This is a genomic window from Sphaerisporangium dianthi (assembly GCF_042654065.1).
GTDB classification, from domain to species: domain Bacteria; phylum Actinomycetota; class Actinomycetes; order Streptosporangiales; family Streptosporangiaceae; genus Sphaerisporangium; species Sphaerisporangium dianthi.
Genome location: NZ_JBHSFP010000011.1, coordinates 53,270 through 79,649, shown reverse-complemented (window position 1 = coordinate 79,649; position 26,380 = coordinate 53,270). Strand labels below are relative to the sequence as shown.

Annotated in this window: 20 protein-coding genes; 8 read left to right on the top strand and 12 right to left on the bottom strand. The window is 72.3% G+C overall.

Going from position 1 to position 26,380, the window contains the following annotated elements; genetic code table 11:
- Positions 1-31: 31 nt before the first annotated feature.
- Positions 32-1,510, bottom strand: a complete 1,479-nt coding sequence (locus tag ACFO60_RS18080; RefSeq protein ID WP_380841559.1) for a peptide MFS transporter — start codon at positions 1,508-1,510, stop codon at positions 32-34.
- Between the two features lie 301 nt (positions 1,511-1,811).
- On the opposite strand from ACFO60_RS18080, the gene ACFO60_RS18075 reads away from it, so the two are divergent.
- The 5 genes from ACFO60_RS18075 (at position 1,812) to ACFO60_RS18055 (ending at position 10,564) form a co-directional block, all read left to right on the top strand.
- Positions 1,812-3,653, top strand: a complete 1,842-nt coding sequence (locus tag ACFO60_RS18075) for an AMP-dependent synthetase/ligase (protein WP_380841558.1) — start codon at positions 1,812-1,814, stop codon at positions 3,651-3,653.
- A 73-nt stretch (positions 3,654-3,726) separates the two neighbouring features.
- Positions 3,727-4,596: a hypothetical protein gene (locus tag ACFO60_RS18070; protein ID WP_380841557.1), complete on the top strand. Its 870-nt coding sequence runs from the start codon at positions 3,727-3,729 to the stop codon at positions 4,594-4,596.
- A gap of 158 nt (positions 4,597-4,754) precedes the next feature.
- A complete protein-coding gene (locus ACFO60_RS18065) occupies positions 4,755-5,594 on the top strand; it encodes a hypothetical protein (RefSeq protein WP_380841556.1) in 840 nt (279 codons plus the stop codon).
- 167 nt (positions 5,595-5,761) lie between these two features.
- On the top strand, positions 5,762-6,253 hold the full coding sequence (locus ACFO60_RS18060) for a cupin domain-containing protein (RefSeq protein WP_380841555.1): 492 nt from the start codon (positions 5,762-5,764) through the stop codon (positions 6,251-6,253).
- A 537-nt stretch (positions 6,254-6,790) separates the two neighbouring features.
- The gene (locus ACFO60_RS18055) at positions 6,791-10,564 is read left to right on the top strand and encodes an amidase domain-containing protein (RefSeq protein ID WP_380841554.1); all 3,774 of its coding nucleotides are present in this window, start codon (positions 6,791-6,793) and stop codon (positions 10,562-10,564) included.
- 144 nt (positions 10,565-10,708) lie between these two features.
- Here the strand turns inward: ACFO60_RS18055 and ACFO60_RS18050 are convergent, their stop codons facing one another.
- Positions 10,709-11,005, bottom strand: coding sequence for a hypothetical protein (locus ACFO60_RS18050; RefSeq protein WP_380841553.1), 297 nt, complete (start codon positions 11,003-11,005; stop codon positions 10,709-10,711).
- Positions 11,006-11,139: 134 nt separating this feature from the next.
- On the bottom strand, positions 11,140-11,448 hold the full coding sequence (gene mihF, locus ACFO60_RS18045; protein ID WP_380841552.1) for an integration host factor, actinobacterial type: 309 nt from the start codon (positions 11,446-11,448) through the stop codon (positions 11,140-11,142).
- A 253-nt stretch (positions 11,449-11,701) separates the two neighbouring features.
- On the opposite strand from mihF, the gene ACFO60_RS18040 reads away from it, so the two are divergent.
- Positions 11,702-12,976, top strand: a complete 1,275-nt coding sequence (locus ACFO60_RS18040; protein WP_380841551.1) for a M14 family metallopeptidase — start codon at positions 11,702-11,704, stop codon at positions 12,974-12,976.
- A gap of 233 nt (positions 12,977-13,209) precedes the next feature.
- Positions 13,210-14,199 carry an aldo/keto reductase gene (locus tag ACFO60_RS18035; RefSeq protein ID WP_380841550.1) on the top strand — a complete coding sequence of 330 codons (990 nt, stop codon included), beginning with the start codon at positions 13,210-13,212 and terminating at the stop codon, positions 14,197-14,199.
- Positions 14,200-14,280: 81 nt separating this feature from the next.
- Here ACFO60_RS18035 and mug read toward each other — a convergent pair whose 3' ends face one another.
- The 5 genes from mug to ACFO60_RS18010 form a co-directional block, all read right to left on the bottom strand.
- The gene (mug, locus tag ACFO60_RS18030; protein ID WP_380841548.1) at positions 14,281-14,844 is read right to left on the bottom strand and encodes a G/U mismatch-specific DNA glycosylase; all 564 of its coding nucleotides are present in this window, start codon (positions 14,842-14,844) and stop codon (positions 14,281-14,283) included.
- Positions 14,845-14,853: 9 nt separating this feature from the next.
- Positions 14,854-15,330 (bottom strand): TspO/MBR family protein, encoded by a 477-nt coding sequence (locus tag ACFO60_RS18025; protein ID WP_380841547.1) that lies wholly within the window; start codon positions 15,328-15,330, stop codon positions 14,854-14,856.
- A 106-nt stretch (positions 15,331-15,436) separates the two neighbouring features.
- Positions 15,437-16,453 carry a TolB family protein gene (locus ACFO60_RS18020; protein ID WP_380841546.1) on the bottom strand — a complete coding sequence of 339 codons (1,017 nt, stop codon included), beginning with the start codon at positions 16,451-16,453 and terminating at the stop codon, positions 15,437-15,439.
- A complete protein-coding gene (locus tag ACFO60_RS18015) occupies positions 16,450-17,889 on the bottom strand; it encodes an MFS transporter (protein ID WP_380841544.1) in 1,440 nt (479 codons plus the stop codon). Before ACFO60_RS18015 ends, ACFO60_RS18020 begins: the two co-directional genes overlap by 4 nt.
- Before the next feature lie 2 nt (positions 17,890-17,891).
- A complete protein-coding gene (locus ACFO60_RS18010) occupies positions 17,892-18,779 on the bottom strand; it encodes an alkaline phosphatase family protein (protein WP_380841542.1) in 888 nt (295 codons plus the stop codon).
- Between the two features lie 480 nt (positions 18,780-19,259).
- Between ACFO60_RS18010 and ACFO60_RS18005 the strand changes: the two genes are divergently transcribed.
- Entirely contained in the window at positions 19,260-20,936 is a 1,677-nt protein-coding gene (locus ACFO60_RS18005) for a DEAD/DEAH box helicase (protein ID WP_380841541.1), read from the top strand.
- A 182-nt stretch (positions 20,937-21,118) separates the two neighbouring features.
- Here ACFO60_RS18005 and ACFO60_RS18000 read toward each other — a convergent pair whose 3' ends face one another.
- From ACFO60_RS18000 to nhaA, 4 genes are all read right to left on the bottom strand, one after another.
- Positions 21,119-22,135 carry an NAD(P)/FAD-dependent oxidoreductase gene (locus ACFO60_RS18000; RefSeq protein ID WP_380841539.1) on the bottom strand — a complete coding sequence of 339 codons (1,017 nt, stop codon included), beginning with the start codon at positions 22,133-22,135 and terminating at the stop codon, positions 21,119-21,121.
- Complete coding sequence (locus ACFO60_RS17995) at positions 22,132-22,671, bottom strand: isoprenylcysteine carboxyl methyltransferase family protein (RefSeq protein ID WP_380841538.1); 540 nt, start codon at positions 22,669-22,671, stop codon at positions 22,132-22,134. The genes ACFO60_RS18000 and ACFO60_RS17995 overlap by 4 nt, the downstream gene beginning before the upstream one ends.
- 110 nt (positions 22,672-22,781) lie before the next feature.
- Positions 22,782-23,966, bottom strand: a complete 1,185-nt coding sequence (locus tag ACFO60_RS17990; protein ID WP_380841537.1) for a type III polyketide synthase — start codon at positions 23,964-23,966, stop codon at positions 22,782-22,784.
- A gap of 484 nt (positions 23,967-24,450) precedes the next feature.
- Positions 24,451-26,337, bottom strand: a complete 1,887-nt coding sequence (nhaA, locus tag ACFO60_RS17985; RefSeq protein ID WP_380841536.1) for a Na+/H+ antiporter NhaA — start codon at positions 26,335-26,337, stop codon at positions 24,451-24,453.
- Positions 26,338-26,380 lie beyond the last annotated feature (43 nt).

Genomic DNA, 26,380 nt, shown 5'->3' with positions numbered 1-26,380 from the left:
CATCGGCCCGTCCCCGTGCTGATGGGCGGCCTCACAGCTCGCCCATCAGCACGCGCAGCCGCCGGGCGAAGGCCAGCAGGACGGCGGAGGCGACCACCGCGATGGCGGCGAGCGTGGAGAAGTAGGCGGGCTCGGACATGTAGCGCAGCAGGCGTGCGGTCTGGCCGCCGATGGCGTCCCCGACGGCGAACGACAGGTACCAGACGCCGAGCATCTGGCTGCGGAAGGCGCGCGGGGCCAGCTCGACGGTCACCGACAGCCCGACCGGGCTGAGGGACAGTTCGCCGAAGACCTGGATGAGGTAGACCAGGAACAGCCACCAGACCGAGATCCGGCCCGTCTCGGCGAGTCGCGCCGCGAGCGCCATCACCACGAAGCTGACGCCGATCATGAAAAGGCCGAAGGCGAACTTCTGGGCCGCCCCCACCCGGCCGCCGAGCCTCACCCACAGGATCGCGAAGACGGGCACGAAGATCATGATCAGCAGCGGGTTGAACGACTGCGTGGTGGCCGCCGTGATCGGCTGCCCGAAGATCCGCAGGTCGGTGCGCTCCGCCGCGAAGTCGTTCAGCACGGTCGGAGCCAGGTCGTAGATCATCCAGAAGATCGCGGCGGCGATGAACAGCCAGATGTAGGCCTTCATCTTCGCCCGCTCGCCGGTGGACAGGTTGTGGCTGCCGAGCAGGATGTAGGCGAAGTAGCCGACCGGGACCATGATCGTGAGAATGGTGAGCGCCACCGTGAAGCGGTCGATGGTGAGCGTCCCGCTCCAGGCCCACAGCGCGAGCGCCACCGCCGCGCCGCCCAGGCCGATCGCCGAGATCATCCCGAAATGGCGCCGCTCCTCGGAGGTCAGGCGGTGCCCGGGCGTCTCCCCGGCCCCCCGCAGGTGCCGCCCGCCGGCGACGTACTGGGTCAGTCCGATGGCCATGCCGACCGCGGCCGCGCCGAAGCCCAGGTGCCAGCGGTCGTCCTTGGCCAGGTTGCTGACCACGTACGGGGCGGCGAACGCGCCGAGGTTGATGCCCAGGTAGAAGATGGAGAAGCCGGCGTCCCGCCGGGCGTTGTCGGCCTCGGGGTACAGGGCGCCGACCATCGTCGAGATGTTCGGCTTGAGCAGCCCGGTGCCGGCGACGATCAGCGCCAGGCCGAGCCAGACGAGTCCCTGCCCGCGCAGCGGGATCGCCATGCTGATGTGCCCGAGCATGATGACGGACCCGCCGATGAGCACGGCGCGGCGGGCTCCGAGCAGGCGGTCGGCGATCCATCCGCCGGGCAGTGCCAGCAGGTAGACCAGCGCGCCGTAGACGCCGACGATCGCGGTGGACGTCGGTTTGGGCAGCCCCATGCCGCCCTGGGCGACGGTGGCGGTGAGGAAGAAGAACAAGATGGCGCGCAGCCCGTAGAAGCTGAAGCGCTCCCACATCTCGGTGAGGAACAGGGTGACGATGCCGCGCGGGTGGCCGAAGACCCTGTGCTCCTCCACCTGCGTGCTGACTTCCCGCGACATGCGATGGGTCCCCCGTCCCCTCGGCCCGCCCGGCCTCGCCTCACCCCGGCGGCTCAGGACGGAGCCGACCGGTGAGCGTGCTTTGTGGACCTAACGTGTCTAATGCCGGTTTTATTGCTTAATGTCCGAATAATCAGATCCGGAATTCCGTACCGGCTGAATACCGAGCGTAAGGGAATGGGTTCGCGGCACACCGAAGGGACGAGCGCGGTGCCTCTTCTCACTTCCAGGGACTTGTTTGCCGTGAACACCTGTGGTGCGATGCATCCCACTCGTGTAAGTGGGCACTTCTGGAGGCGAAATGGCCGACCCCCGGGTCCTTGCCGAACGTCAGGAAATCGAGCAAGAGATCGCCGGCCACACCATTTGCGAACAGCTCAGACTCACGGCGGAGCGCTTTCCCGACGCGCCCGCCTATTCCGACCGGTCGGGTGACGGCTGGACGACCCTGACCTACGCGCAGGCCCGCCGGCGGGTGCTCGCGATCGCGGCCGGCTTCGCCGCCCTCGGCCTCGGCCGCGGGGAGGCCGTCGCGCTGATGATGGTCAACCGCACCGAGCACGTGCTCGCCGACCTCGGCGCCGTCCACGCCGGCGGGATGGCGTGCTCCATCTACGCCACCTTCGCCCCCGACCAGGTCGCCTTCGTCGCCGAAGACGTCAACGCCAAGATCGTGGTGCTGGGGGGCGCCGCCGATCTCGCGCGCTGGACGCCGATCCTGGGCGAGCTGCGCGGCCTGCGCAAGGTCATCGTGCTCGAGGACTGCCCCGAGGGCGAGTTGTTCATGAGCTGGGAGGACTTCCTCGCGCTCGGCGAGCGCGCCCTGGCCGCCGACCCGGCCGCCGCCGAGGAGCGGGCCGCCGCGGTCACCGCGGGCGACGTGCTGACCGTCCTGTACACCTCCGGCACCACCGGCAACCCCAAGGGCGTGCCGCTGACCCACGCCAACATCTGCTTCGAGGTCGCCGTCAGCGTCCGCCTGACCAACCTGCCCGACCACGGGTCGCAGATCTCCTACCTCACCTACGCCCACATCGCCGAGCGCGTGCTGAGCATGTACATCCCGCTGTTCAAGGTGTACCACGTCCACTTCTGCCCGGACCTCGCCGAGCTCGGCGGCGTCCTCGCCCAGGTCAAGCCGCTGTTCTTCTTCGGCGTCCCGAGGGTGTGGGAGAAGATGCAGGCCCGCCTGCAGGCCCTGCTGGCCACCCAGCCCGGCGAGCAGCAGGAGAAGGTCCGCGCGGCCATGGCCGCCGGGCTGGCCTACGTCGAGGCGTGCCAGTACGGCCGCACTCCGAGCGCCGAGGTCGCCGCGGCCTACGAGGAGGCCGACGCCGCGCTGCTGTCGATCATCCGCTCGATGATCGGCTTCGAGAACGCGCTCTGGCTGGCCACCGCCGCCGCCCCGATGCCGCTGGAGGTGCAGCGGTTCTTCGCCGGTCTCGGCATGCGGGTGGTCGACGTCTACGGCATGACAGAGACCAGCGGCGCGTTCACCGGCAACAGCACCGAGATGTTCAAGCTCGGCACCGTCGGGCGGCGCTTCCCCGCCGTGGAGGTGCGCGTCGCCGAGGACGGCGAGATCCTCACGCGCAGCCTCGCCAACACCAGCGGCTACCTCAACCGCCCGGAGGCCACGGCCGAGCTCATCGACGAGGAGGGCTGGCTGCACACCGGCGACGTGGGCTCCATCGACGAGGACGGCTTCGTCCGCATCGTCGACCGCAAGAAGGAGCTCATCATCACCGCCGGCGGCGAGAACATCTCGCCCGCCAACACCGAGAACCTCCTCAAGGAGCACCCGCTCATCGGCCAGGCCCTCGCTTATGGCGACCGCAAGCCCTACGTGGTGGCCATCCTCACCCTCGACGGCGAGGTCGCCCCCGTGTGGGCCAAGGGGCGCGGCATCGAGTTCGCCTCGCTCGCCGAGCTGGCCGAGCACCCCGACGTGCTCAAGGAGGTGGACGCGGCCATCGCGACGGCCAACGCCAAGCTCGCCCGCGTCCAGCAGGTGAAGCGCTGGCACCTGCTGCCGGTCGAGTGGACCGCCGAGAGCGCCGAGCTGACCCCGAGCCTCAAGCTCAAGCGCCGCGTCGTGCACGCCAAGTACGCCGCCCTCATCGACGAGATGTACCAGGTCTGAGCGCGGGCGTTTTGCCGGGCACGGGGCGTGTCGGCCCCGTGCCCCTTACCGTCGGCCGCCTAGCCTCCAGGCCATGACCATGAGACGTTTCCTCACGTCGTCGGCCGCGGGGCTGGCCGCGCTCACGGTCCTGGCGGAGGCCTGCCCGGCCCTTCCCGCGTCCGCGGCCGGGACGCCGGAGGCGGCGGTGAGGGCGCGCGTGACCGTCCCGCTCGCGGCGGCCCCACCGGGCACGGGGGTGCCCGCCGAGGCGGCGCCGCCCTCCACGGTCGCGTTCTCCGTCGTCGACCGGCCGGTCATCCGATCGGTCCGCGTCCTTCCCCGCGCTCCGGTGGCGAGGCCGGGTCACGGTGTGCGGCTGGTGGTCGAGGTGGAGGCCCGGGGCGTCGCCGGCCCCCGCGGGGTGACCCTGCGCGTCGAGCCGGACGGGCGGCGGGGCCGGGCGCGGTCCGCCGCGCCGCCCCCGGCCGCCGCTGCCGACGGCGGCGGCTTCGAGGTCTGGCGGTTCAACCCGCCGGTGCGCCTCACCCGGTGGTACCCCGCGGGGCGGTGGAGGGCGGTCGCCACCGCCAAGGGCGCCCGGGGGGGCCGGACGACGGCCGCCACGCCGTTCCTGTTCAGGAAGGCGAGCACGCTCACCGGGGTGCGCGCGGCCCGGGCGCCCAAGCGGCCGGGGGCCCTGCTGATGACCGGGACGCTGATGCGCGTGGACCCGACCGGCAGGTTCGACTACTGGTCCTTCCCCCGGCAGCGGGTGACGCTCCAGTTCAGGAAGCACGGCGGGCGGAAATGGAAGAGCGTGGCCGCGGCGCGGACCAACCGCGAGGGGAGCTTCGCCCGGCGCGTGAGGAACCGCCCGCACGGGGTATGGCGCGTCGTGTATCCGGGCACCCGGCAGTACGCCGGCGTCACCCGAGCGGTCCGACACAGAGGGCATAACTAGGACATATCCCCTCATTCGCGTATAACAATCTAGTTGCGTGTCCGATATGTACGAATCTTCTGGCGCGGGCCCCGCAACTTTTCCCCCCTTTTCGACGTCTATGACGTAGGCACACCCCCACCTGGGATGCCTTTCTCTACGGGGAGAGGAAGTTCCGCATGATGAAACGCATCGCCACCGCTCTGGTGGCGGCCACCATGGGCGCTTCGGCGCTCTCGGTGGCGGCGCCCGCGATGGCGGATGAGGCGCCGGACACCACGGTCAGCATCGAATCCATCCGAGTGACCCCCAACCCGGTGGTCATTCGTGGAGGCGATCATGTCTCGGTCACGGCCACGGTCTCGACCGTGGCCGCCGAGGACGTGAAGATCGACTTCGAGCCCACGGGCAAGGGCGGGCAGCCTGACTGCAACCCCTGCCCCGGGGCCACGAAGGCGTCCAAGAGCGACTCGGACTGGAAGGTCTCGGACAAGACCATCGTTCTCGACCGGCACGATCCGGCAGGGAAGTGGCTCGTCCACGTCACGGCGACCGGCAAGAACGGCAAGGTCGTCGAGGCTGAGGCCTCCTTCTTCGTCAAGATTGCGCAGGTTCGCTCGCACCACGGTCCGCGCGCGACGCGGATCGCCGGGTTCGACGCGAGCCCCGAGCCGGTCAAGAAGGGTCGTAAGCTCTCGCTCTCGGGCAAGCTGCAGACGGCCCGGTGCTACGGCGACTGGTGGTGGAACGGTGACGCCTACGTCGTGGGCGACAACCGTTGCGGCGCCGACCACCGCTGGCACAACTGGAACCGGCTCGGCTGGCAGGACATCAAGGTGTACTTCCACCGCGCCCACGGTGGCAAGTGGGAGTACGTCGACACGATCGAGACCAACCCGGACGGGAGCTTCTACACGAAGATCCCGGCCTACTGGTCCGGTACGTGGAAGGTCGTGTTCGAGGGCTCTCGCGGCCTGTACGGGTCGTCGGCGACCGACTATGTGAAGGTCGTCCGCTAACCCTCGGCTCCGGCCGGAAAACGGAGCGCCTGGCCCCCGGACCCCGGGAGCCGGGCGCTCTGGCCGTCTTCAGGGGTTCGGCGTGGCGCGCGGGTCGGCGGGCCCGCGGCCTATGATTCGGCGAGACCGGCGAGCGGCACTCGCCGGGCCGGCGCGAAGGAGGTCCCATGCCCGAGGATCACGAGACGCCCGGCGGCCCCTTCCACCGGCGCCTGCACCACGTGGCACCGGGCGGCCTCAGCGCGGAGACCGCGCAGACGCCGGGGATGGTCCGCCGGGCCGCGATCAGCGAGGCCACCGCTGGATCGAGCAGGCTGTGGATGGGCCAGACGCACGTCGCGCCCGCCACCGTCTCGGCCGACCACCACCACGGCGAATCCGAGACCGCCATCTACGTGGTCAGCGGCACGCCATCGTTCGTCTTCCTCGACCTTTCGGGCGGCGAGTCGCGCGAGGTGCGCATCGACGCCCGGCCGGGCGACTACATCTACGTCCCGCCGTTCGTGCCGCACCGGGAGGAGAACCCCGACCCCGACAACGAGGCCGTCGTGGTGATCGCGCGCAGCACCCAGGAGGCGATCGTGGTCAACCTGCCGGGCCTCCGGCCGCCCACCGGGCCTCAGTGCCTCCTGGCCGGCGGACACGCCGGCCTCGTCTGAAGCCGGCGCCTGATCGAACGTGCTCGCCCAGCGTCGAAGGCAGCGGATCACCGCAGCTCAGGGTGTGAACCCCCATGTCGCGCCATACAGGCGTACCGCGGAAGTTGCAGACGGCGGGCGCTCCCTACCGCCGATGTTCGACGAGACGTCAATCTGCCGCATGACGCCCCGGCGGTCTCGCGTTGTTACGTTGATCCAGCGACCCTATGGGGCGAGTCCGGACCCGGCCTCCTGACAGGACGCTTCAACCGATCGCTGAGTCCCCCGGCTCGGCGCACCTGACCCGTCATCCGGCGTCCACAGCGGCCCGCCCCGCCCACCTGCGCCACAAGCCGCCTGTGGCGCCCCGGACGCGGGACCATGACCGCACGACGCGCGGTCCGGTCTCGCATGGCACGTACGCCCCATCGGCTCGATCCTGCAGCAATCGAACGGTGGATCCGGCCGGCCCTGTACTTCATCACGTCTTCTTTCGGGCCGGTACGAGTCTCGCCATCTCTCGCGTCCACCCGTCTCGGGTACGCATCAAGGAGAAGGATGACCAAGCATTCGTCCAGGTCCTCGTGGGATTCGACCCTCCTCGCCGGGCTGACGGCGGTCGGCCTCATGATGGGGTCCGCCGTGAACGCCGCCGCGGCGTCCCCCGCGACGGCGTCCGCCATGACCGCTCCGGCCCTCACGCCCGCCGCCGGCCAGTTCTTCCCCATGCGCGGCCGGGTCGCGAACAATATCGAGATCCCGGCCGGAGCGACCACCACCGTCCAGGTCGCCGGAGTGGCGGGTGTTCCGGCGGCCGATGTGGCCTCGGTCGCCCTCGTCGTCACCGCCAAGGGACAGGGGGCCGCCGCGTCCGGGTCGGTAACGGTCTATCCGTCCGGTGAGACCGAGCCCGGCACCACGGCGCTCAGCTATCGGTGGTCCAGCTTCGCCGCCAACATGATCGTGGCCAAGGTGGGCGCGAACGGCCAGATCAATGTCGCGAACAAGGGCACGGTGGCGATCCGCGCCTATCTGGACGTCCACGGCTACACCCTGGCGAGAGCCGGGTCGGTGGCCGGCAGCACCTATGTCGGGCTGGACGTCCCCGCCCGGATCGGCGACGGAATCACCATCCCGGCCTTCGGCAATTACGAGCTGCAGCCGCAGGGCAAGGGGGGCATTCCCGGCTCCGGTGTGGAAGCGGTCGCCCTGACAGTGGCCGCGAAGGGCGCCGGTACAGGTACGTTGCGGGTCTATCCGGCCGGAGACGTGTTCCCCGCCGACGCCGCGATCGACTACCCGGGCGGCTCCCTGCAGCAGAACTTTCTCATCGCGAAGCTCGGTGCGGACGGAAAGATCAACTTACACAACCTCGGGGGCGGCCCGCTCAGCGTCTGGGTGGATGCGACCGGCTACACCACCCGAGCCACCGACTCGCCGTCCGGCGCGACGTTCCAGCCCTTGCGCCCGGCCCGGCTCCTCAATGCCGTGAGCATCCCGGCCGGCGGCGACAGGAGCCTCGCGCCGGCGGGTCTCGGCGGGGTGCCGGCCACGGGAGCGTCTTCGCTCGCGCTCACGGTGACCGCCAGGAGCGCCAGTGGCACCGGAGCCATCGAGGTCTACCCCACCGGTGCCACCGAGCCGGGCACGCACACCGTGGCCTATGACGCGGTGTCGGCCGGGACCGCCTCCACCGCGGTACGGGTCGGGTTCGATGGCAAGATCGTCGTCCATAACGCCGGATCGGTCGCCGCGTCGGTCTCCGTAGACGTGTCTGCCTACTTCAAGAACAGCCCGCCGGACGCTCCGCGGCTCGCCGCGGCTCCGAAGGCGGTCGCGGCCGGAGAGGACCTGGTCGTCGCCAGCGTGGCCCCGCGGTTGTCGGCGACCTCCTCGGACCCCGACGAGGGGACTCTCGCCTACACCTTCGAGGTCGCGCGCGGCGACGACCGGAGCACCGTCGTCGCCACAGGGAGGACGGGCCCGGTGATCTCCGGCTCCGCGGCGACCTGGACCGTCCCGCCGGGCAAGCTGGACAATCCTGGCGTCTACGCGTTCCGCGCGCGGGCAGGCGATGCCAACGACTCCGGCGCATGGTCCGTGTGGCAGGGTTTCTCCGTCGACGCGCCCACCACTCCCACCGCCCTGGCGACCAGGCTGGAAGAGGGCGTCCAGATCTTGTCAGGCGTGGTCGGCCGGGCCTCGGACCGCCCTGTGACCGGACGCTTCTACCTGTACGACGGCGACGATGATCCGGTCGGGCCCTCGCCGCTCGGTGAGGGAACCGTCGATGGGGGGCAGCGGGTCACACTGCGGATCCCTGATGGCCTGGTCGAGGCCGGGGAGCAGTACAGGTGGCGGATGGAGGCGTGCGACGAAGACTCCTGCGGTCCGCGGACGGCGCTGGTCCCACTCACCCCGCAGGCGCCACCGCCGGCTCCCGCCACGCGGAACGCCACTATCGGCGCCGACGAGGTGACGATCGAGACGGCGAGAGCCGCCCCCGGCGCGTGTGGCGGCGGCGACTGCCCTATGGGGGCCTCCAGTCTGGTCAGGGTCGGAGGCTCAGGCGCCGCAGAGGACATCACCCGTCTGAAGGCCGACTTCGGAGCCATACCCGCCGGCTCGACCATCACCTCGGCCGTGCTCACGCTCGGCGCTCCCACCTGCTCTGGCGCCTGTCCGACGACCGCCGAGCTCTCGGCGTTCGAGTTGGAGAGCGCGCTGCCCGCGACGCCCACCGGAGCCGATGTGGCCGGTGCGCTCGTGTCCGATGCGTTCGCCACCACCGGAATCGCCGCTCCGAGCATTGACATCACCGGCATCGCTCAGGGTTGGAACGAGCCGGACGCTCAGGGCTTCGTGCTCCGCCTGCCCGACGGCGACGTGTCCACGTACGCCGGTTCCTCGATCAAGGTGAACGTCGCGTATGTTCCGCCGACGGCTCCGGGCAGGGTCGACATCGTCACCGCCCGGGCCGGAGACGGCGGACTCCTGGCGGCGTGGGCCCTTCCCGGGGACGTCGGGGCCCAGATCGAGACGCCGAGCTTCGAGGTCGAGGTTCGCGACGGCGCGGACCGCGTCGTCGCGTCGCTGACCCAAGAAGCCACCACCGCTCTCATCACCGGGCTCGCCAACGGCACCTCCTACCGCGTGCAGGTCCGTACCAGGACCGCCTACGGCACCGGCCCTTGGGTCTCCACCGGCCAGGTGTGGCCCGTCGCGGTCCCGGGCGGGGCGCGGCAGTACATCGACGCCGTGCGGCAGTATCACCTGGCGAAGGAGGCTCTCATCGAGGGCAGATACGCCGATGCCGCCCAGGCGGTCGGCGCCAGCCCCAAGGGTGTGCTGTTCGACGTGGCCATGCGGACCGTCGCCGGGGGCCTGGTGGACTACGGGAAGGCACTGAAGGACCACGGGTCGGTCCAGACCGCTTCGACCGTCGACCTTTCTTACCCGCTCGCGAGCTATTCGGCGGCCGAGGGCACCGTCACCGTGCGCGCCACGCTCACCACCACCGCCACGCAGCGGGACGGCACCGCCGACCCGCAGACGAGCGAGGCCGTCAAGACCCTCGACTACGTCTTCCAGGTCGGCTCGCCATCGTCCATCGGGCTCGCACGGCTCTGGGACGGTGAGGAGGTCGACGCCGCGGCCGGCGCCCCGACCCAGGTCAACGCCACCGGCCCGGACGAGGAAGCGCCTCCGGCCGACATTCCGGTGATCCCCTTCGACGCCCAAGGGTTCCCCACAGGCGATGCCGCTCCCGGCGCCGTTCCCGCCGCCTCAAGGGCGCTCGCGGAGACCGCGTCTCGCCGCAAGCCCTACGACGAGGCCGGCGCCGTCCGCTGGGCGGACCGTAACTGGAACACCCGGACCTACTACTCCAATGACTGCGCCGATTTCATCTCCAGGGTGCTGCACCACGGTGGTGGTCTCGTCCAGGTCAAGGGGTACGCCGGCGGCAGCCTGAACAACATCAACAACTGGTACGCCCGGAACTCCGCCGACGGGATCATGCACGTGACCACCAGGTCGTGGAGGCTGGTCATCGACCAGGCCAAGCACCTGAGGTCTCGGAGCCGGCTGGATCTCGCCAACGGCTGGCGTCGGACGCTGAACGACGTCCGCATCGGCGATCTGATCATCTGGCGCAAGCCCGGTCATGCGAACGGGGCATGGAGCCACGTGTCCATCGTCGACGACGCGACCGGGTGGAACAAGACCCGCCGTGTCTACAACACCGGTCACACGAGCACCTTCCGCCATCGCGACATCTCCAGTGCCGTGCGCCAGGGGTGGATTCCCGGGTTCATCCCGGTGCGCGACTGACGGTGATGATGTAGATGAGCGCCTCCCGCCAGGGTTCGACCAGGCGGCCGACCGGCCGTGGGTCCTCAACCGATCTGTGGGCCCTGGCCGGGAGGTGTGCATGGCGCTCATCGCACCGGCGTTCCACCTGGCGGTCTCGGGCGGTCAGGGGCCGGTCTCGCGGGCGAGCTCCAGGGCGGTCAGGTCCAGGGCGCTCAGGGTGAGGATGTTGGCGATCTGCTCCAAAGGCATCCCGGCGTCGCCCAGCTGGGTGATGGTCACCGCGGTGCGCAGGAAGATGCGGCCGATGACCACCTCGTCCACGTCCGGCATGTCCTTGCGGAAGAAATCGGCGAGCTGCTGGCCGACCTCCCGGTCGGCGTGCACGCGTGGATCGTTGAGCTCGGGGCTCGACAGGATGTCCTGCAGATCCCTGCGCTCGTCTTCCGTGAGCTTGCTCAAAGGGTCGCCTCCCCGCGGCCATGTCGTTATTGGGAGACTATGCGCTCTCGACGCCGCGGAGAATGGCAGGGGTGGCCAAAGATCGGCCGGCGAGGGAAGGACGTTCTCCGCCGCTCCCGCCGCCGGCCGGACGATCAGGAGGAAACCGCCTCGACGAGCTTGCGGCGCTGCTGGACGCCGAGGCCGCCGATGCGCCGCTTGTCGTCGACGCCGGCGCGCTCCATGAGCGCCGCCGCCTTGGTCGGGCCTATGCCGGACAGGGCGCGGAGGGCCTGGGACACCTTGATCTTCTTGGCCGTGTCGTCATCGCGCTTGAACAGGTCGTCCAGGGTCAGGTCACCGCTCTTGAGCTGGGCGAGCAGGGCGGCCCGTGCCTGCCGGGCCTCGGTCGCCTTGACGAGTGCGGCCTGGCGCTGCTCGGGGGTGAGAACGGGAAGGGCCATGAGGATTCTTTCTCCTTGGGGGATCAATATCGTGGGCCGTCCGGCCGCTGGTGTGTCGGTCGGCATCTGTGCTACCCCGGTGACGCGCTCTAATCATGCTTCCGCACTTCCACCCCCTTTTCTGGCCGATCCGGCCTATACCCCCTAGCCGTACGAAGTCATGAAATTTGGGCCTTTGCAGTTTCGACTATTCACCTGACTCTCAGTGCAGGCGCGCGACAACCCGAGAGCGCGCGTCCCAAGGAGGATTCAGGTGAGACGTCTTCTGCTCGCGGGGTTGGCGATCCTGGCCCTGCTGTGCACCAGCGGGATCACCGGGGCGGGGGCCTCGGCGGAGCCACCCCCCAACCACCAGTACCGGGTCGAGGGACCGAGCACGGCCGTGCAGCGGACCGCGATCGCGGCCACCGGCGCCGCGATCGACGAGGTGGCGGCCGCGTCGGTCGTGGTCACCGCCTCGGAGGCCGAGATCGCCGAGATCAAGGGCCTCGGCTACGCGGTCACGCGGCTCCCGCGCCCGTTATCGCCCGTCGTGCCGCGGCCGCAGGACTTCCCCTCGGCCGATTCGGGCTACCACAACTACGCCGAGATGACCGCCACGGTGAACCAGGTGGTCGCGAGCTACCCCTCCATCGCCAGGAAGTACAGCTACGGCACCTCCTACGGCGGCCGCGACCTGATCGCCATCAAGATCAGTGACAATGTCGCCACCGACGAGGGCGAGCCGGAGGTGCTGTTCACCGCCCACCAGCACGCCCGCGAGCACCTGACCGTCGAGATGGCGCTCTACCTGCTCAACCTGCTCACCGGGAGCTACGGCTCCGACAGCCGGATCGCCGGCCTGGTGAACTCCCGCGAGATCTGGATCCTGCCCGACCTCAACCCCGACGGCGGCGAGTACGACATCGCCTCAGGCTCCTACCGCTCCTGGCGCAAGAACCGGCAGCCCAACTCCGGGTCCTCCTCCGTCGGCACCGACCTCAACCGCAACTGGGCCTACCGGTGGGGGTGCTGCGGAGGCTCCTCCGGGTCGGCGTCCAGCGAGACCTACCGGGGCGCGTCGGCCGAGTCGGCGCCCGAGGTGCGCGCCCTGGCCAACTGGGTGCGCGGCCGGGTGGTCGGCGGCACGCAGCAGATCAAGAGCAACATCGACTTCCACACCTACAGCGAACTGGTCCTGTGGCCCTACGGCTACACCTACAACGACACCGCGGCGGGGCTCACGGCGGACGACCAGAACGCCTTCGCGACGCTCGGCCGGAACATGGCGGGGACCAACGGCTACACCGCCCAGCAGGCCAGCGACCTCTACATCACCGACGGCACCATCAACGACTGGCTGTGGGGCACCTACAAGATCTTCAGCTACACGTTCGAGATGTACCCCAAGGGCAGCTCGCCGGGCTTCTACCCGCCGGACGAGCAGATCGTGACCCAGACCACCCGCAACAAGGAGGCCGTGCTGAGGTTCCTGGAGTACTCCGACTGCGTCTACCGCATCATCGGCAAACAGGCGCAGTACTGCTGACGGAGTCTTCGCCCGCCCGGCCCGCGGCCGCCGCCCTCACCGGCGGCGGCCGTCCGGCCGCGTGTCGGCAAGGCCGGTTTTGATGGCGCTTTGAGGGGGCTTTGAGCGGCCCGGCGCAGCGGTGATGGCGCTGAGGACGGCGAGGCGCGAAGATCCTACAGAAGGGATCAAGTGGCCGTCACCCCTCCGCACAGGGACGGACCGTGGATATAGCGAAATAGGGAGTTCAAGCAATGCGACAGCGCCGGCTGGGCAGCCAAGGGCTCAGCGTCTCCGCCGAGGGGCTCGGCTGCATGGGAATGAGCACCATCTACGGCCCCGCGGACGAGAAGGAGGCGATCGCCACCATCCACCGCGCGCTCGACCTCGGCATCACCTTCCTCGACACCGCCGACATGTACGGGTCGTGGGGCAACGAGAGCCTCCTCGGCCGCGCGATCGCCGGCCGCCGCGAAGAGGCCGTCCTCGCCACCAAGTTCGGCAACGAGGTGGCGGACGGACGGCTCACCGGCCGCGTCAACGGGCGTCCCGCCTACCTGCGCCAGGCGCTGGACGGCTCGCTGGCACGCCTCGGCGTCGACCACGTCGACCTGTACTACCAGCATCGGGTCGACCCGCAGGTCCCGGTGGAGGAGACCTTCGGCGCGCTCTCCGAGCTCGTCGCCGAGGGCAAGGTCCGCTACCTCGGCATCTCCGAGGCCGCCCCGGCGACCATCCGCCGCGCGCACGCCGTCCACCCGCTCACCGCGCTGCAGACCGAGTACTCCCTGTTCACCAGGGACGTCGAGCAGAACGGGGTGCTGTCCACCACCCGCGAGCTCGGCATCGGCTTCGTCGCCTACAGCCCGCTCGGCCGGGGGTTCCTCACCGGCACCATCCGCAGCGCCGAGGAGCTGTCGGACGACGACCGCAGGATCGCCCACCCGCGCTTCCAGCGGGAGAACTTCGCCAGGAATCTCGCGGTGGTCGACCGCATCAGGGTGCTGGCCGACGCCAAGGGCGTCACCTCCTCCCAGCTCGCCCTGGCCTGGGTGCTGGCGCAGGGCTCCGACATCGTGACGATCCCCGGCACCAAGCGCCGGGCGTACCTGGAGGCCAACGCGGCCGCCGTCGAGATCACCCTCACCCCCGACGACCTGGCCGCCATCGACGCCGTCGCCCCGCCCGGCGTGGCCTCCGGCGCGCGTTACCCGGCCGACAGCATGCGGGCCGTCCACCGGTGACCGGCGGCCGGCCCGCCCCGGTGACGCGCGCCCGCCGGTGAACCGGCGCTCCCCCGGGGGGTGCGCGCCCGCGCCGGCGGTTCAGGACGGCGGGGCGGTCTCGGGCAGCGTGGTGGTCTCGCGCAGCCGGCGGAACTCGGCGGCGAGGGCGGGCAGGGTGTAATGGGCGTTGAGGCCGCTGGGGTTGGGCAGGATCCACAGGCGCGCGGGGCCGATCATGTCGTCGGACGGGCCGACGGCCGCCTTCGGCCTGCCGAAGGCCACGCGGTAGGCCGAGACGCCGACGACGGCGAGGACCTCAAGGCCCGCCTCGCACGCCAGGCGGGTGAGCCGGGCCGGGGCCAGGCGCAGCTCCTCGGCCGACAGCTCCGCCGCCTTCGCGGTCGCGCGCGGCACGAGATTGGTGACGCCGAGCCCGTAGGAGGGCAGCAGGTGCTGCTCGCTCGGACGCAGCAGGCGGGGAGTGAACCCCGACAGGTGCAGGGCCGGCCAGAACCTGTTGCCCGGACGGGCGAAATGGCGGCCGGTCGCCGCGGAGTACAGGCCCGGATTGATGCCGCAGAACATCACGGCCGTCCCGGGCCCCACCACGTCCTCGACCGTGCGCTCGCGCGCCGCCTCCAGATCCGCCTTCATCCCGGTCATGCTAGGTCGTCATCGGCGTGCGTCGCCCGGATTGCGGCGGACGATCGCCGCGTTGAGCGCCGTGGCGAACAGCGTCCAGCCGGTGTAGGGGAGCAGCAGCAGCCCCGCCGGCCGGTCGGCCCGCAGGACGCGGCGGGTGAGGACGGCGTTGGAGACGTTCAGGGCCACGAGTTCGGCCAGCGCCGCCCTGGGGGAGCGCATGCGGAAGAAGATCGGCGTCCAGGCCGCGTTCAGCGCCAGGTTGACGCCGAGGGCACGGCCGAGCGCTCGCCGGTCCGCTTCGCCGGCGCGGGTCAGCGCCCGGGCGGAGGCGTAGGCGATCAGCGCGTACAGCGGGGTCCACACGGCGGCGTAGGCGGGCGGAGGCGGCTGCCAGGCGGGCTTGCGCAGCCGCCGGTACCAGGGGGAGCCGGGGTCGGTCGCCACGCTCCCGGCCACGGCCGCCGCCGCGACCGCCAGCGAGGTCTTCATGAGAGTCCGCTTCATGCCACCCCCGTGCCCGCCGGCCGGCGCCCTACACGGCCGGGCCGCGGGCCGCGCTCCCGTTCCCTCACGAGGGCCATGGTCCCGTTCCCGCGGGTGGACGTCCGCCTCAGCCGATGTAGGCGGGGTTGAGCGCGGCGCCGGCCACCCGCGTGGGCGCGCCGGACCCGTCCGCCGGGACCGACCACAGGTCGGCGCCGAAGTCGCCGGCCAGGCCGTACACCACCGTGCGCGCGTCCGCCCAGACGACCTGGTCGTCCACGCTGCGCCCCTCGGCCAGCGGGGTCTCCCGCATGCTCGCCAGGTCCAGCGCGTACAGCCGCCACGGCTCGTCGGGGCTCAGGCCCGCCACGCGCTTCTTGAAGACCAGGCGGGTGCCGTCGGGCGACAGCGAGGGGCACTCGACGTTGGCCCGCACGGTGGTCACCGTGCGGGCGGCGATGTCCCCGCGCACCAGGTAGGTGCGGCCCTTGGTGGCCAGGGTCGCGTAGAAGCGCCGGTCGTCGGCGAAGGTGACGCCCCAGAGGTTCACGTCGGCGGAGTGATAGCGGCGCCCGTCCTTGACGATCGCGTAGCCCTCCAGGCTCGCGGTCAGCGCCCCGGTCCGCGTGTCGACGATCGAGGTACGGGTGGAGAAGTCCCCGCCCGCGTAGGAGTCACCGCCCGCGAACACCGTCCACGCGGCCAGGTGCCCGGACGGCGCGACCCGCGTCCGGGACGGGACGCCCGCGAGCGGGTAGTCGCGCAGCGCCCGCAGGCGGGCGTCCAGAATCGAGGCGAAGTAGCTCTCCCCGAGCGCGCCGTCGACCTTGCGCAGGCACACGCCGACGCCGGCCGCGGCGTGGAACCGCAGGCAGCGCGGCGGCGCCGCCGCGCGCGGCCCGCCGGGGTCGCCGGCCGCGACCGAGACCAGCTCGTCGCGGTGCGGCCCCCACGCCATGTTGCGGAAGACCATCGTCCCCGGCGCGTCCAGGCGTACGGCGCCGGCGGCGACGGACGGGCCGCCGGACCGTGCCCGGTCCCGCTCGCCCGCCCGCCCCGCCGCGTGCAGCACCGAGGCGAAGGCGACCGAGCAGAGCAGGACGACCCCGGCCAGCAGCGTCACCAGGCGGGCCCGCCGCGTCATCGGAGCTCCCGCCCGCGAAGCGCGTACGCGGCCCAGCAGCCGCACGCCGCGAGCCCCGCCATGGCGATCTCCAGTACCGCCCGGTCGCCGAGCGCGACCCAGGCCGCGCCGACGGCGATCGAGCAGCAGAACCGGGCCAGCGCCTGGCCGGTGCCGATCAGCGCGAGCCCGCTCGCCCGCAGCGAGGCGGGCACGGCGCCGGCCGCCGCGGCGGCGAGCACGCCGTCGGTGGCCGCGTAGAACATCCCGTGCAGGCCGAGCACGGCGAACGCCACGGCCGCGCCGGCCGGGGCCGCGAGCAGCAGCCCGTATGCCCCGAGCAGGGCCAGGTGCCCGGCGAGGAACATCCGCCGCCGGCCCGCACGGTCGGCCAGCAGGCCGAGCGGCACGGCCAGCACCAGGAAGGCGAAGGCCGTGCCGAGCGGCAGCAGCGGGAACCACTGCTCGGCGATCCCGAGCCGGTGCCGCAGCATCAGGTACACGAAGGCGTCGCTGACGGTGGTCAGGCCGAGCAGCGCCGCGCAGATGGCCAGGCGGCGGACCTCGGGACGCGCCAGCAGCGCCACCGCCGACCGGACCGTGACCGGCGGCGCACCCCCCGCCTCCCCGGCCGGCGTCCCGGCAGGGTCCCGCGAGTCCTCGGTGGCATTCGCCGCTCCGCCCATGGCGCCCATGGCGTCCGTGGCGTCCCCCTCGCCTGCCTCGCCGGCGTCGGAGCCCCCGGCCGCGGGACGGGCGCCCGGGGCCGATGGACCTGCGCCCGCTGCCGCGGGGCCGGGGGCGGCGGCGCGCGCCGGGACGAAGAGCAGCAGGACCAGCACGCCCAGCGCCGCGACGCAGAAACTGACGGTGAAGACGGCGTCGTACCCCTCCGCGGCCACGCCCAGCACCAGGAACGCGGCCGGCGGACCGAGGAGCGCCCCACCGGTGTCCATGGCCCGGTGCACCCCGAAGGCGCGTCCCCGGTTTCGCGGAAGCGTGGCCAGCGAGATCAGCGCGTCCCGGGGAGCGGTGCGCAACCCCTTGCCGGCCCGGTCCAGCGCCAGCACCGCCCCGATCGCGGGCAGCGTGTGCGCGAACAGCAGCAGCGGCTTGCACAGCGCCGACAGGCCGTACCCGGCCAGGGCGACGGACTTGTGGCGGCCGCCTCTGTCGGCGAGGTGGCCGCCGAACAGGCGCACCAGCCCGCTGACGCCGTTGTAGACGCCGTCGAGCAGCCCGAACCCGAGCGGGCTGAGCCCCAGACCGGCCACCAGGTAAAGCGGCAGCACGGCGGCGACCATCTCGGAGGAGACGTCGGTGATGAGGCTGACGGTCCCGAGCGCCAGGACCGTCGCCGGGACGGCCATGGCGGTCCGGCCGGGCCGGACCGCCGCGTCCGGGGGCGGGCCCTCGGACGCGGCGGCCCGCGCCGGGCCGCGTTCGGCCAGGTACAAGCTCAGCTCCAGATTCCGGTGATGGCGGAGGCCGACGCCGCGTTGCCGGCGTGCGTGGTCAGCCCCGCCAGGTCCTCGAGCGTCCGGAGCAGGTTGTAGTGGTTGTAGGTGGCCGACGGCTTGCTGCCCGCGATGACGTGCTGGCCGTGGACGACGGTGGCGATGCGGTTGCCGGCCAGGCGGTTGTCCTCGTCGAAGGTCACGATGAGCAGGCTGTTGTGGCTCTTCGCCCAGGTCGCGTACGCGCCGAGCTTGCTCTTGAGCCAGGTGTCGCCGGTCGAGACCGAGCAGTCGTGCATGTCGTTGCAGAGGTTCGGCACCACGAAGGAGATCTTCGGGAGTCTGGTGAAGTCGGTCGGGAACTGCCCCATCGTGTAGGCCGTCGAGGTGGGCACGTTCTTGAAGCCGAACCAGGGGTTGTGCTTCTGCGCGTACTTGCCGGCGCTGCTGGTGCAGGCCGTGGAGCCCTGCGAGGGCAGCCCCTCGTTGTAGCTGCCCCAGGTCTTCCCGGCCGCGATCAGCTCCGAGCCGAGGTTGGCGGCGGAGCTGAAGCCGACGGTGACGCAGGCGTCGCCGGTGATGCCCTGGGTGGCGCCGGAGAACATGGCGTAGTAGTTCGGCTGGCTCGGGTGGGTCTCGCCGTAGAACTGGGTGAGGTTCGCGCCGCCGCTCGCCAGCGAGTTGATGTAGGGGGCGCTGGAGCTGCCGATGACCTGGGAGTAGGCGTGGTTCTCCAGCACCACGACGACCACGTGGTCCGGCGTCGGCACGGCCGCGGCCGTGCTCGTCCCGGCGCCGCCCCACAGGGCGATCGCGGCTGCGGCGCCGAGGGCGGAGACGGCGGAGAGAAGCTTTCGGGGGGTACTCGCCTTGGCGAGGGAAATAGCCATGACTGTCCTCAGCTGGGGGATAAGAGGCCGAGTCAGGCTAGATGTGGAGTACTGCCTGTTCGGTGAGCCCAGGTGAACGGCGACCGAACAGTGGACGCCCGGTGATCACGGGCCAGGCCGGCCGCGATACGGGAAGACCGCTCTCGCGGGGGTCCGGTGGCGGACGCGCCGCACGCCGCGGCCGGCGGCGTCAGGTGAACGGCGTCCGACGGGCGCCCGGCTGGCGCCCAGGGCCCCGATCATGCCCGGAAACGCGCGCGCTGCGGGCGATGGTCCGCGGCTGAAGTAAACTTTCCCTTTCCGTGAGTGCGCGGAGCCTGTCCGGAACGCCGGGCGGGCTCCCGATGCGCCGCGGGGCGGCACGCAGGGGTGGACGAACGCGCCGGTGTGGGACCCCGGCCTGCGGGAAGCGTGCCACGACAGTGGAACCATGGTGTCGACGGCGTGACACGCGCGACCGTCAGAACGAGGAGCCCGATCATGACCTCCAGCGTCGAAGAAGCGGCAGGCTTCGCCGACCTCGGACTGCGCCCTGAGCTGTTGCGCGCGCTGTCCGGCCTCGGCTACGAGGAGCCCACGCCGATCCAGCGCGAGGCGATCGGGCCGCTGATCGAGGGGCGCGACCTGCTCGGCCAGGCCGCCACCGGCACCGGCAAGACGGCCGCCTTCGCCCTGCCGATCCTGCAGCGGATGCCCGCGGGCGGAGGCAGCGGCGACCCGCTGGCGCTCGTCCTGGTGCCCACGCGCGAGCTGGCCGTCCAGGTCTCCGAGGCCGTGCACCGCTACGGCCGCGACCTCGGCGCCCGCGTGCTGCCCATCTACGGCGGCCAGCCCATCGGACGCCAGCTGCGCGAGCTCCAGCGCGGCGTGGACGTCGTCGTGGCGACCCCCGGCCGCGCGCTCGACCACATCGGCCGCAAGACCCTGCGCCTGGAGGCGCTGCAGATCGTCGTGCTGGACGAGGCCGACGAGATGCTCGACATGGGCTTCGCCGACGACATCGAGGCGATCCTGCAGGAGACCCCCGCGGAGCGGCAGACCGTCCTGTTCTCGGCCACGATGCCGCCGCGCATCAACTCCATAGCCCGCCAGCACCTCACCGACCCGGTGCGCATCCAGATCGAGCGCGAGACCGCCGCCCCCGGCGAGTCCCCGCGCGTCCGGCAGAGCGCCTACGTCGTGCCGCGCGCCCACAAGCCCACGGCGCTCGGGCGCGTGCTGGACGTCGAGGCCCCCGAGGCGGCGATCGTGTTCTGCCGCACCCGCGAGGAGGTCGACCAGCTCACCGAGACCATGAACGGGCGCGGCTACCGCGCCGAGGCGCTCCACGGCGGAATGGGCCAGGAACAGCGCGACCGCGTGATGGCGCGGCTGCGCGCCGGCACGGCCGACCTGCTGGTCGCCACCGACGTCGCCGCCCGCGGCCTGGACATCGAGCAGCTCACCCACGTCGTCAACTACAACGTCCCCTCCGCCCCCGAGTCCTACGTCCACCGCATCGGCCGGGTGGGCCGCGCCGGACGCGAGGGCGTGGCGATCACGCTCGCCGAGCCGCGCGAGCACCGCATGCTCAAGACCATCGAGCGGGTCACCAAGTCCCGCATCACGGTCGAGAAGGTCCCGACGGTCGCCGACCTGCGGGCCCGCAGGCTCGAGCTGACCCGCTCGGCCCTGGAGGAGAGCATGCTGGAGGACGACCTGGAGCAGTTCCGGGTCGTCGTCGAGACGCTCACCGACGAGTTCGACCTGGTGGAGATCGCCATGGCCGCGGTCAAGCTCGCCCACGAGGCCAGCGGCGCGGCCGCCGACGAGGAGGAGATCCCGGAGGTGCCGCTGCGGCCCGAGCGCGACGGACGCGCCCGTCGCGAGCCGGCCGGGCGCGACGAGCGGCGCGGCCGCGGTCCCTCCACCGGCATGACCCGCGTCTTCATCGGCGCCGGCCGCGCCGGAGGCGTCCGGCCGCAGGACTTGGTCGGGGCGATCGCCAACGAGTCGCGTCTCAGCGGCCGTGACATCGGCGCCATCGAGATCGCCGACCGCTTCTCCCTGGTCGAGGTGCCCGACAACGCGGTGAACGACGTGATCGCCTCTCTGCGCCAGACCACCATCAAGGGCAAGAAGGTCACCGTCCGCCGCGAACGCTTCGAATCGCGCTGACCCGCCCCCCCGGGACCCACCGCCGTTCGCCGTCGGCCCGCCGCCCCGGACCCACGCCCCGTCTCACCGGACCGCCCGGACCGGTGCCGTCCTGGGCTCGAAGCCGTCCTGGGCTCCGGTCCCGTCCGGGACCGGGCGTCCGGAACCGGGTCGTCCGGAGCCCCGGGCCGGGGACGGCGGAGTCATGCCAGGGCGTTGACGGCGGCGGTGAAGACGGCGGGCAGGCGGTGGGCGGCGGGGACGATCAGCCCGGCGGGCAGCGGATGCCGCCGGGCGGCCAGCAGCGCGCCCGTCAGCAGCCGGTGGCGCAGCGACAGCCGCCGCCACGCCCCCTCGTAGGCCTCCGGCCGCCCGGCACGCAGGCAGCCGATCAGGGCGCGCGCGGACAGCAGGCCCAGCGAGACGCCCTCGCCGGTGAGCGCGTCCACGTAGCCGGCGGCGTCCCCGGCCAGAAGCACCCGCCCGGCCACGCGGGCGCGGGCGCGCTGCCGCAGCGGGCCCCCGCCGCGCACCGAGGTCGCCGACGGGCCCCGCAGGCGGTCCAGCAGGGCCGGGAACTCGGCGAGGTGCTCGTCGTAGCCGCGCCGCTCGCGGCTGAGCACCGCGACTCCGACCAGGTCGTCCGCCACCGGCGTCACGTACGCCTCGCCGCGCGCCGCCCAGTGCACCTCGACGAAGTCCGTCCACGGGGCGACGTTGAAGTGGCGGCGCAGCCCGTACCGGCGCGGTGCCCGTCCCGGGGGCAGCTCCAGGCCGAGCGCGCGGCGCAGCGGCGAGTGCAGGCCGTCGGCGGCGACCAGCCAGCGGGCGCGCATCCCGGCCGCCTCGACCCAGCCGGGGTGCTGGCGCACCCCCTCCACCCGCCCGCGGACGATCTTGACCCCCACCTCGGCGGCCCGTTCGGCCAGCGCGGCGTGCAGGCCGGTGCGGCGCACGCCGAGGCCCGGACCGTGCCGGAACGGCGCCTCCGCCTGGCGCCGCGCGTCGAGGTAGCGGATGCCGCGCAGCGGCCGTCCGGTCACCTCCACGCCGAGGGCCCGCAGCGCGGCCACGCCGGCGGGCATCAGGCCCTCGCCGCACGCCTTGTCCACCGGCGTGGGCCGCGGCTCGACCACCACGACCTCCATGCCGGCCAGGGCCGCGTTGATGGCGGCGGCCAGTCCGGTGGGCCCGCCCCCCGCGACCAGGACGTCGATCACACCCGCTCACCCGGCTGATGGACCGCCCAGCTCAGCGCGGTCTCCTCGGTGCGGATGCGCACGACCATCAGCGCGGCGTTGAGCACGGTGAAGACCGCGGCCGTCACCCACGCGCCGTGGACCAGCGGCAGCGCCGCGCCCTCGACGGCCACCGCCACGTAGTTGGGGTGGCGCAGCCATCGCAGCCTGTAGGGCCCCCGGGTGACCAGCGGCAGCCCCGGCACGACGAGGACCTCGGTGTTCCACCGCGGCCCGAGCGCGGTGATGCACCACCATCGCAGGCCCTGGGCGGCGAGGACCAGGACGAGCATCGGCCAGCCGAGGGCGGGCACGAACGGCCGGTGCGCCAGGGCGACCTCCAGCAGGCAGCCGGCGAGCAGGCCGGTGTGCAGGGCGACCATCCAGGGATAGTGGCCGCGCCCGAAGACGCGCCCGCCGCGGGCGAGGCTCCAGCGGGCGTTGCGCCGGGCGACCACCAGTTCGGCGAGCCGCTCCACGCCGACGAGCAGGACCAGCAGCAGGTACCAGGACGACATGCCTGGAAACGATACGGGCACGGCCGCCGCGGCGAGAGGTGTCAAGGCCGATGACTCGCGCGAAAGCGGGACGGGCCCGGCGGGCGGAGGGAGAGCGGAGCGCACCCCGCCTACCAGCGCAGCAGGACGAGCTCGGAGCAGAAGCCCGGGCCCATCGCGATCATCAGCCCGGGGGTGCCCGGTGGCGGCGGGCGCAGGGCGAGGGTGTCGCGCAGCACGTGCAGCACCGAGGAGGAAGACAGGTTGCCGACGTCCGCGAGGGAGCGCCAGGTCAGGTCGAGGGCGCCGTCGGGCAGGTCGAGCGTCTCGGCGACGGCGTGCAGCACCTTGGGGCCGCCCGGATGGCAGACCCAGGCCGTCACGTCCCGCGTCGTGAGACCGTGGTCGGCGAGGAAGCCGTGCACGTCGTCCGCCAGGTAGGTGCGCACCACCTCGGGGACGCTGGTGTCCAGGACGACCCGGAACCCGCTGTCGGAGACGTCCCACCCCATCACACCCTCGGAGTCGGGGTACAGGTGGCCGCGGGTCGCGACGACCGTGGGCCCGGGACGGGCTCCGGCGAAGGCGGAGGCGGAGCCCTCGCCGGGTCCGGCGGGGCCGGCGGGGCCGGCGGGCGGGACGGCGCCGGGCCAGGCGAGGCCGCCGGCCGCGACGGAGCCCGCCGCGGCGGGAGAGGAGGGCGCGTCACGGCCGGCGCCGCAGGCGACCACGGCGGCGGCGCCGTCCCCGAACAGGCCGCTGGCGACCAGGTTGACCGGTGTGGAGTCGCCGCGCTGGAGCGTGAGCGAGCACAGCTCGACCGAGAGCAGCACGGCCACGTGCTCAGGCCATCCGCGCAGGTAGTCGTGCAGCCGGGCGATGCCCGCCGCCCCGGCGACGCAGCCCAGGCCGAAGATGGGCAGCCGTTTGACGTCGGGGCGCAGGCCCAGCCGCCCGGCCAGCCGGGCGTCCACCGAGGGAGCGGCGATGCCGGTCACCGACGTGAACATGATCATGTCCACGTCCGCCGGGGTCAGGCCCGCGGCGTCCAGCGCGGCTCCCACCGCCTCGGCGCCCAGGTCGACGGCCGCCTCGATGAAGATCTCGTTGGCCATCCCGAACCCGTCGAGCTTGGCGTACTGGTCGAGGGGCAGGACGAGGTTGCGGTGACCGACGCGGGCGGAGCCGTGCAGCCGGTCGAGCAGCCGCCGGTCCGCGCCTGGGGGCAGGCAAATGCGGGCGAAGGTGTCCGTGATCTCTGCTTGGGGGTAGCGGTTGGCAGGGAGGGCACCGCGGACGGCGGCAATTCGGGTCATAAGATTCCCGCTTCGCTCAAGTGGAGGACACCACTTCTGGTGCCCAGCGCTAAGTTCAGCATGCCTCACCCGGCGGCGTCATGATCGGCGCTCGCGCCGCCGGGTCTCGGACCGCGGACGGGCGACGGAGGGCGCCGGTCCCGCTCGATGCGGAACCGGCGCCTTCCCGTCACCTCGGAGGGGTGGCGTCATTGGACTCGCGGCGGAGGGATGCCGCCGCGAGCGGCCGGGCATGGGAGGGGAGCCAGGCCGGGCAGCTGACGCGGAAAAGGACGGATACCGGTTATATCCGCGGCGCGTGCGCGTTTCTACGCACGTAGCGCCAGGTGCCGCGCCCGCCGCTTGTCACTTCCGCGCAAATCGCCCGCGCGGTCGCTGGTGCGCCTCTCCCGCGCGGTGGCTCGCCCGGCCCGGAACGGGGCGCGGGTCACGGGAGGCGCGGTGACCGGGGCCGGTCACGATGTCAGGTCCGTCCGGGAGCCGGTCACGATGTCAGGGCCGTCCGGGCCCGGGCCGCGCGGACGGCGGCGCTCAGGGTCGTGATGTCGTACGCGCCGTGGTGCCGCCGCCCGTTGACGAAGAACGTCGGGGTGCCGGACACGCCGCTGAGGTCGGCCGAGTCGACGTCCTCGGCGATGCGCGCGGCGCCGGCGTGCCCCTCGAGGTCACGGCGGAAGCGCGCGAGGTCCAGCCCGATGCGCTCGGCGTAGCCCAGCAGGTGGCGCGGGCGCAGCTCGCCCTGATGCTCGAGGAGCACGTCGTGCATCTCCCAGAAAGCCCCCTGGGAGGCGGCCGCCTCGCTGGCCTCGGCGGCGAGCTGCGCCCAGGGGTGGACGTCGTGCAGCGGCAGGTGACGCCAGACGTACCGCACGTCGCCGTGCCCGGCGAGCAGTTCGCGCACGACCGGCTCGGCGAGACCGCAGAAGGGGCACTCGAAGTCGCCGTACTCGACCACGGTCACCGGCGCGTCGCGCGGGCCGCGCAGGTGGTCGCGGTCGTCGTCGACGGGGGAGGCCAGATCGATGAGGCTCTCGGCGGTGCCGAGCAGCGCCCGCGCCCGCACCCTGGACGGCAGGCGGGACGTCAGCAGGGAGATGATCCAGGTCACGGCGGACGCGCACAGCGCCGCGGCCAGGATGCCGAACTTGGCCTCCTCCAGCCGCGGCCCGCTGAAGGCGAGCGTGGCGATCAGCAGTGAGACGGTGAAGCCGATGCCGGCGATCGTCCCGCCGCCCGTGACCGCCGCCCAGCCGACCGGGGGACGCACCCGCCCCCGGCTCAGCCGGGTGACCAGCCACGTCGCCCCGACGATGCCGACCGGTTTGCCGAGGATGTAGGCCGCCATGATCCCCAGCGTGATCGGCGAGGTGAGCGCCCGCGCGACGAAGTCGCCGTCGATCGGGATGCCGGCGTTCGCGAGAGCGAACAGCGGCACGATCACGTAGCTGGTCCACGGGTGGTACAGCTGCTGGAGCCGGTGGTTCGGCGACACGGCCTTGGCGACCCCCGCGCTGGCCGAGCGTGCCAGCTCGGCGGTCGGCTGCTCGCGGAACAGCCGGAACAGGTCGCTCGCGCGCTCCAGGTCGCCGCGCGTCGCCGGGGAGGCGTAGGTGAGCAGCCCCATGGCGAGGCCGATGACCACCGGCTCGACCCCCGACGCCTGCAGCGCCGCCCAGGCCGCCACGCCGAAGACCGCCACCACCAGGCCCTTGCGCACGCCGATGACGTACTTGACCAGCAGCATCACCGCGAAGATCGCGATCGCCGCCATCAGCGCCGGCACCCGGACGTGCTCGCTGTAGAAGATCGCTATGACGCAGAGGGCGACCAGGTCGTCGACGACGGTGACGGTCAGGATGTAGGTCCGCGCGCGGGCGGGGAAGCGCGAGGCGACCAGGGCCAGCATGCCCATGGCGAACGCCGTGTCCGTCGACATCGCCGCGCCCCAGCCGTGCGCCAAGGGCTCGCCCGCGTTGACGAGCAGATAGGCGCCGATGGGCACGAGCATGCCGCCCAGGCCGGCCGCGACCGGCAGCAGGAGCCGCCGCCGGTCGCGCAGCTCGCCCATGTCGAACTCGCGCCGCGCCTCCAGCCCGACGACGAGGAAGAACAGCGTCATCAGCCCGTTGTTGACCCAGTGCCGAAGGTCCTGGGAGATCCCGAGATCGCCGAGACGCACCGACAGCGTCGTCCCCCACAGCGCCTCGTAGGAAGGCAGATGGGCGTTCGCCCAGGCGAGCGCCGCCAGCGTGGCGGCCAGCAGGACGGCGGCGCTGCCGGTCTCAGTGCGCAGAAACTCGCGCAGGGGCGTCTCGAACCGCCGCGCCCACGTGGTCTCTCCGAGGAACGGCGCTTGCCGTGGTGCGTTCACTCCAACCTTGACACGCCGTGACCCCGATGCATTCCCGGCCGGG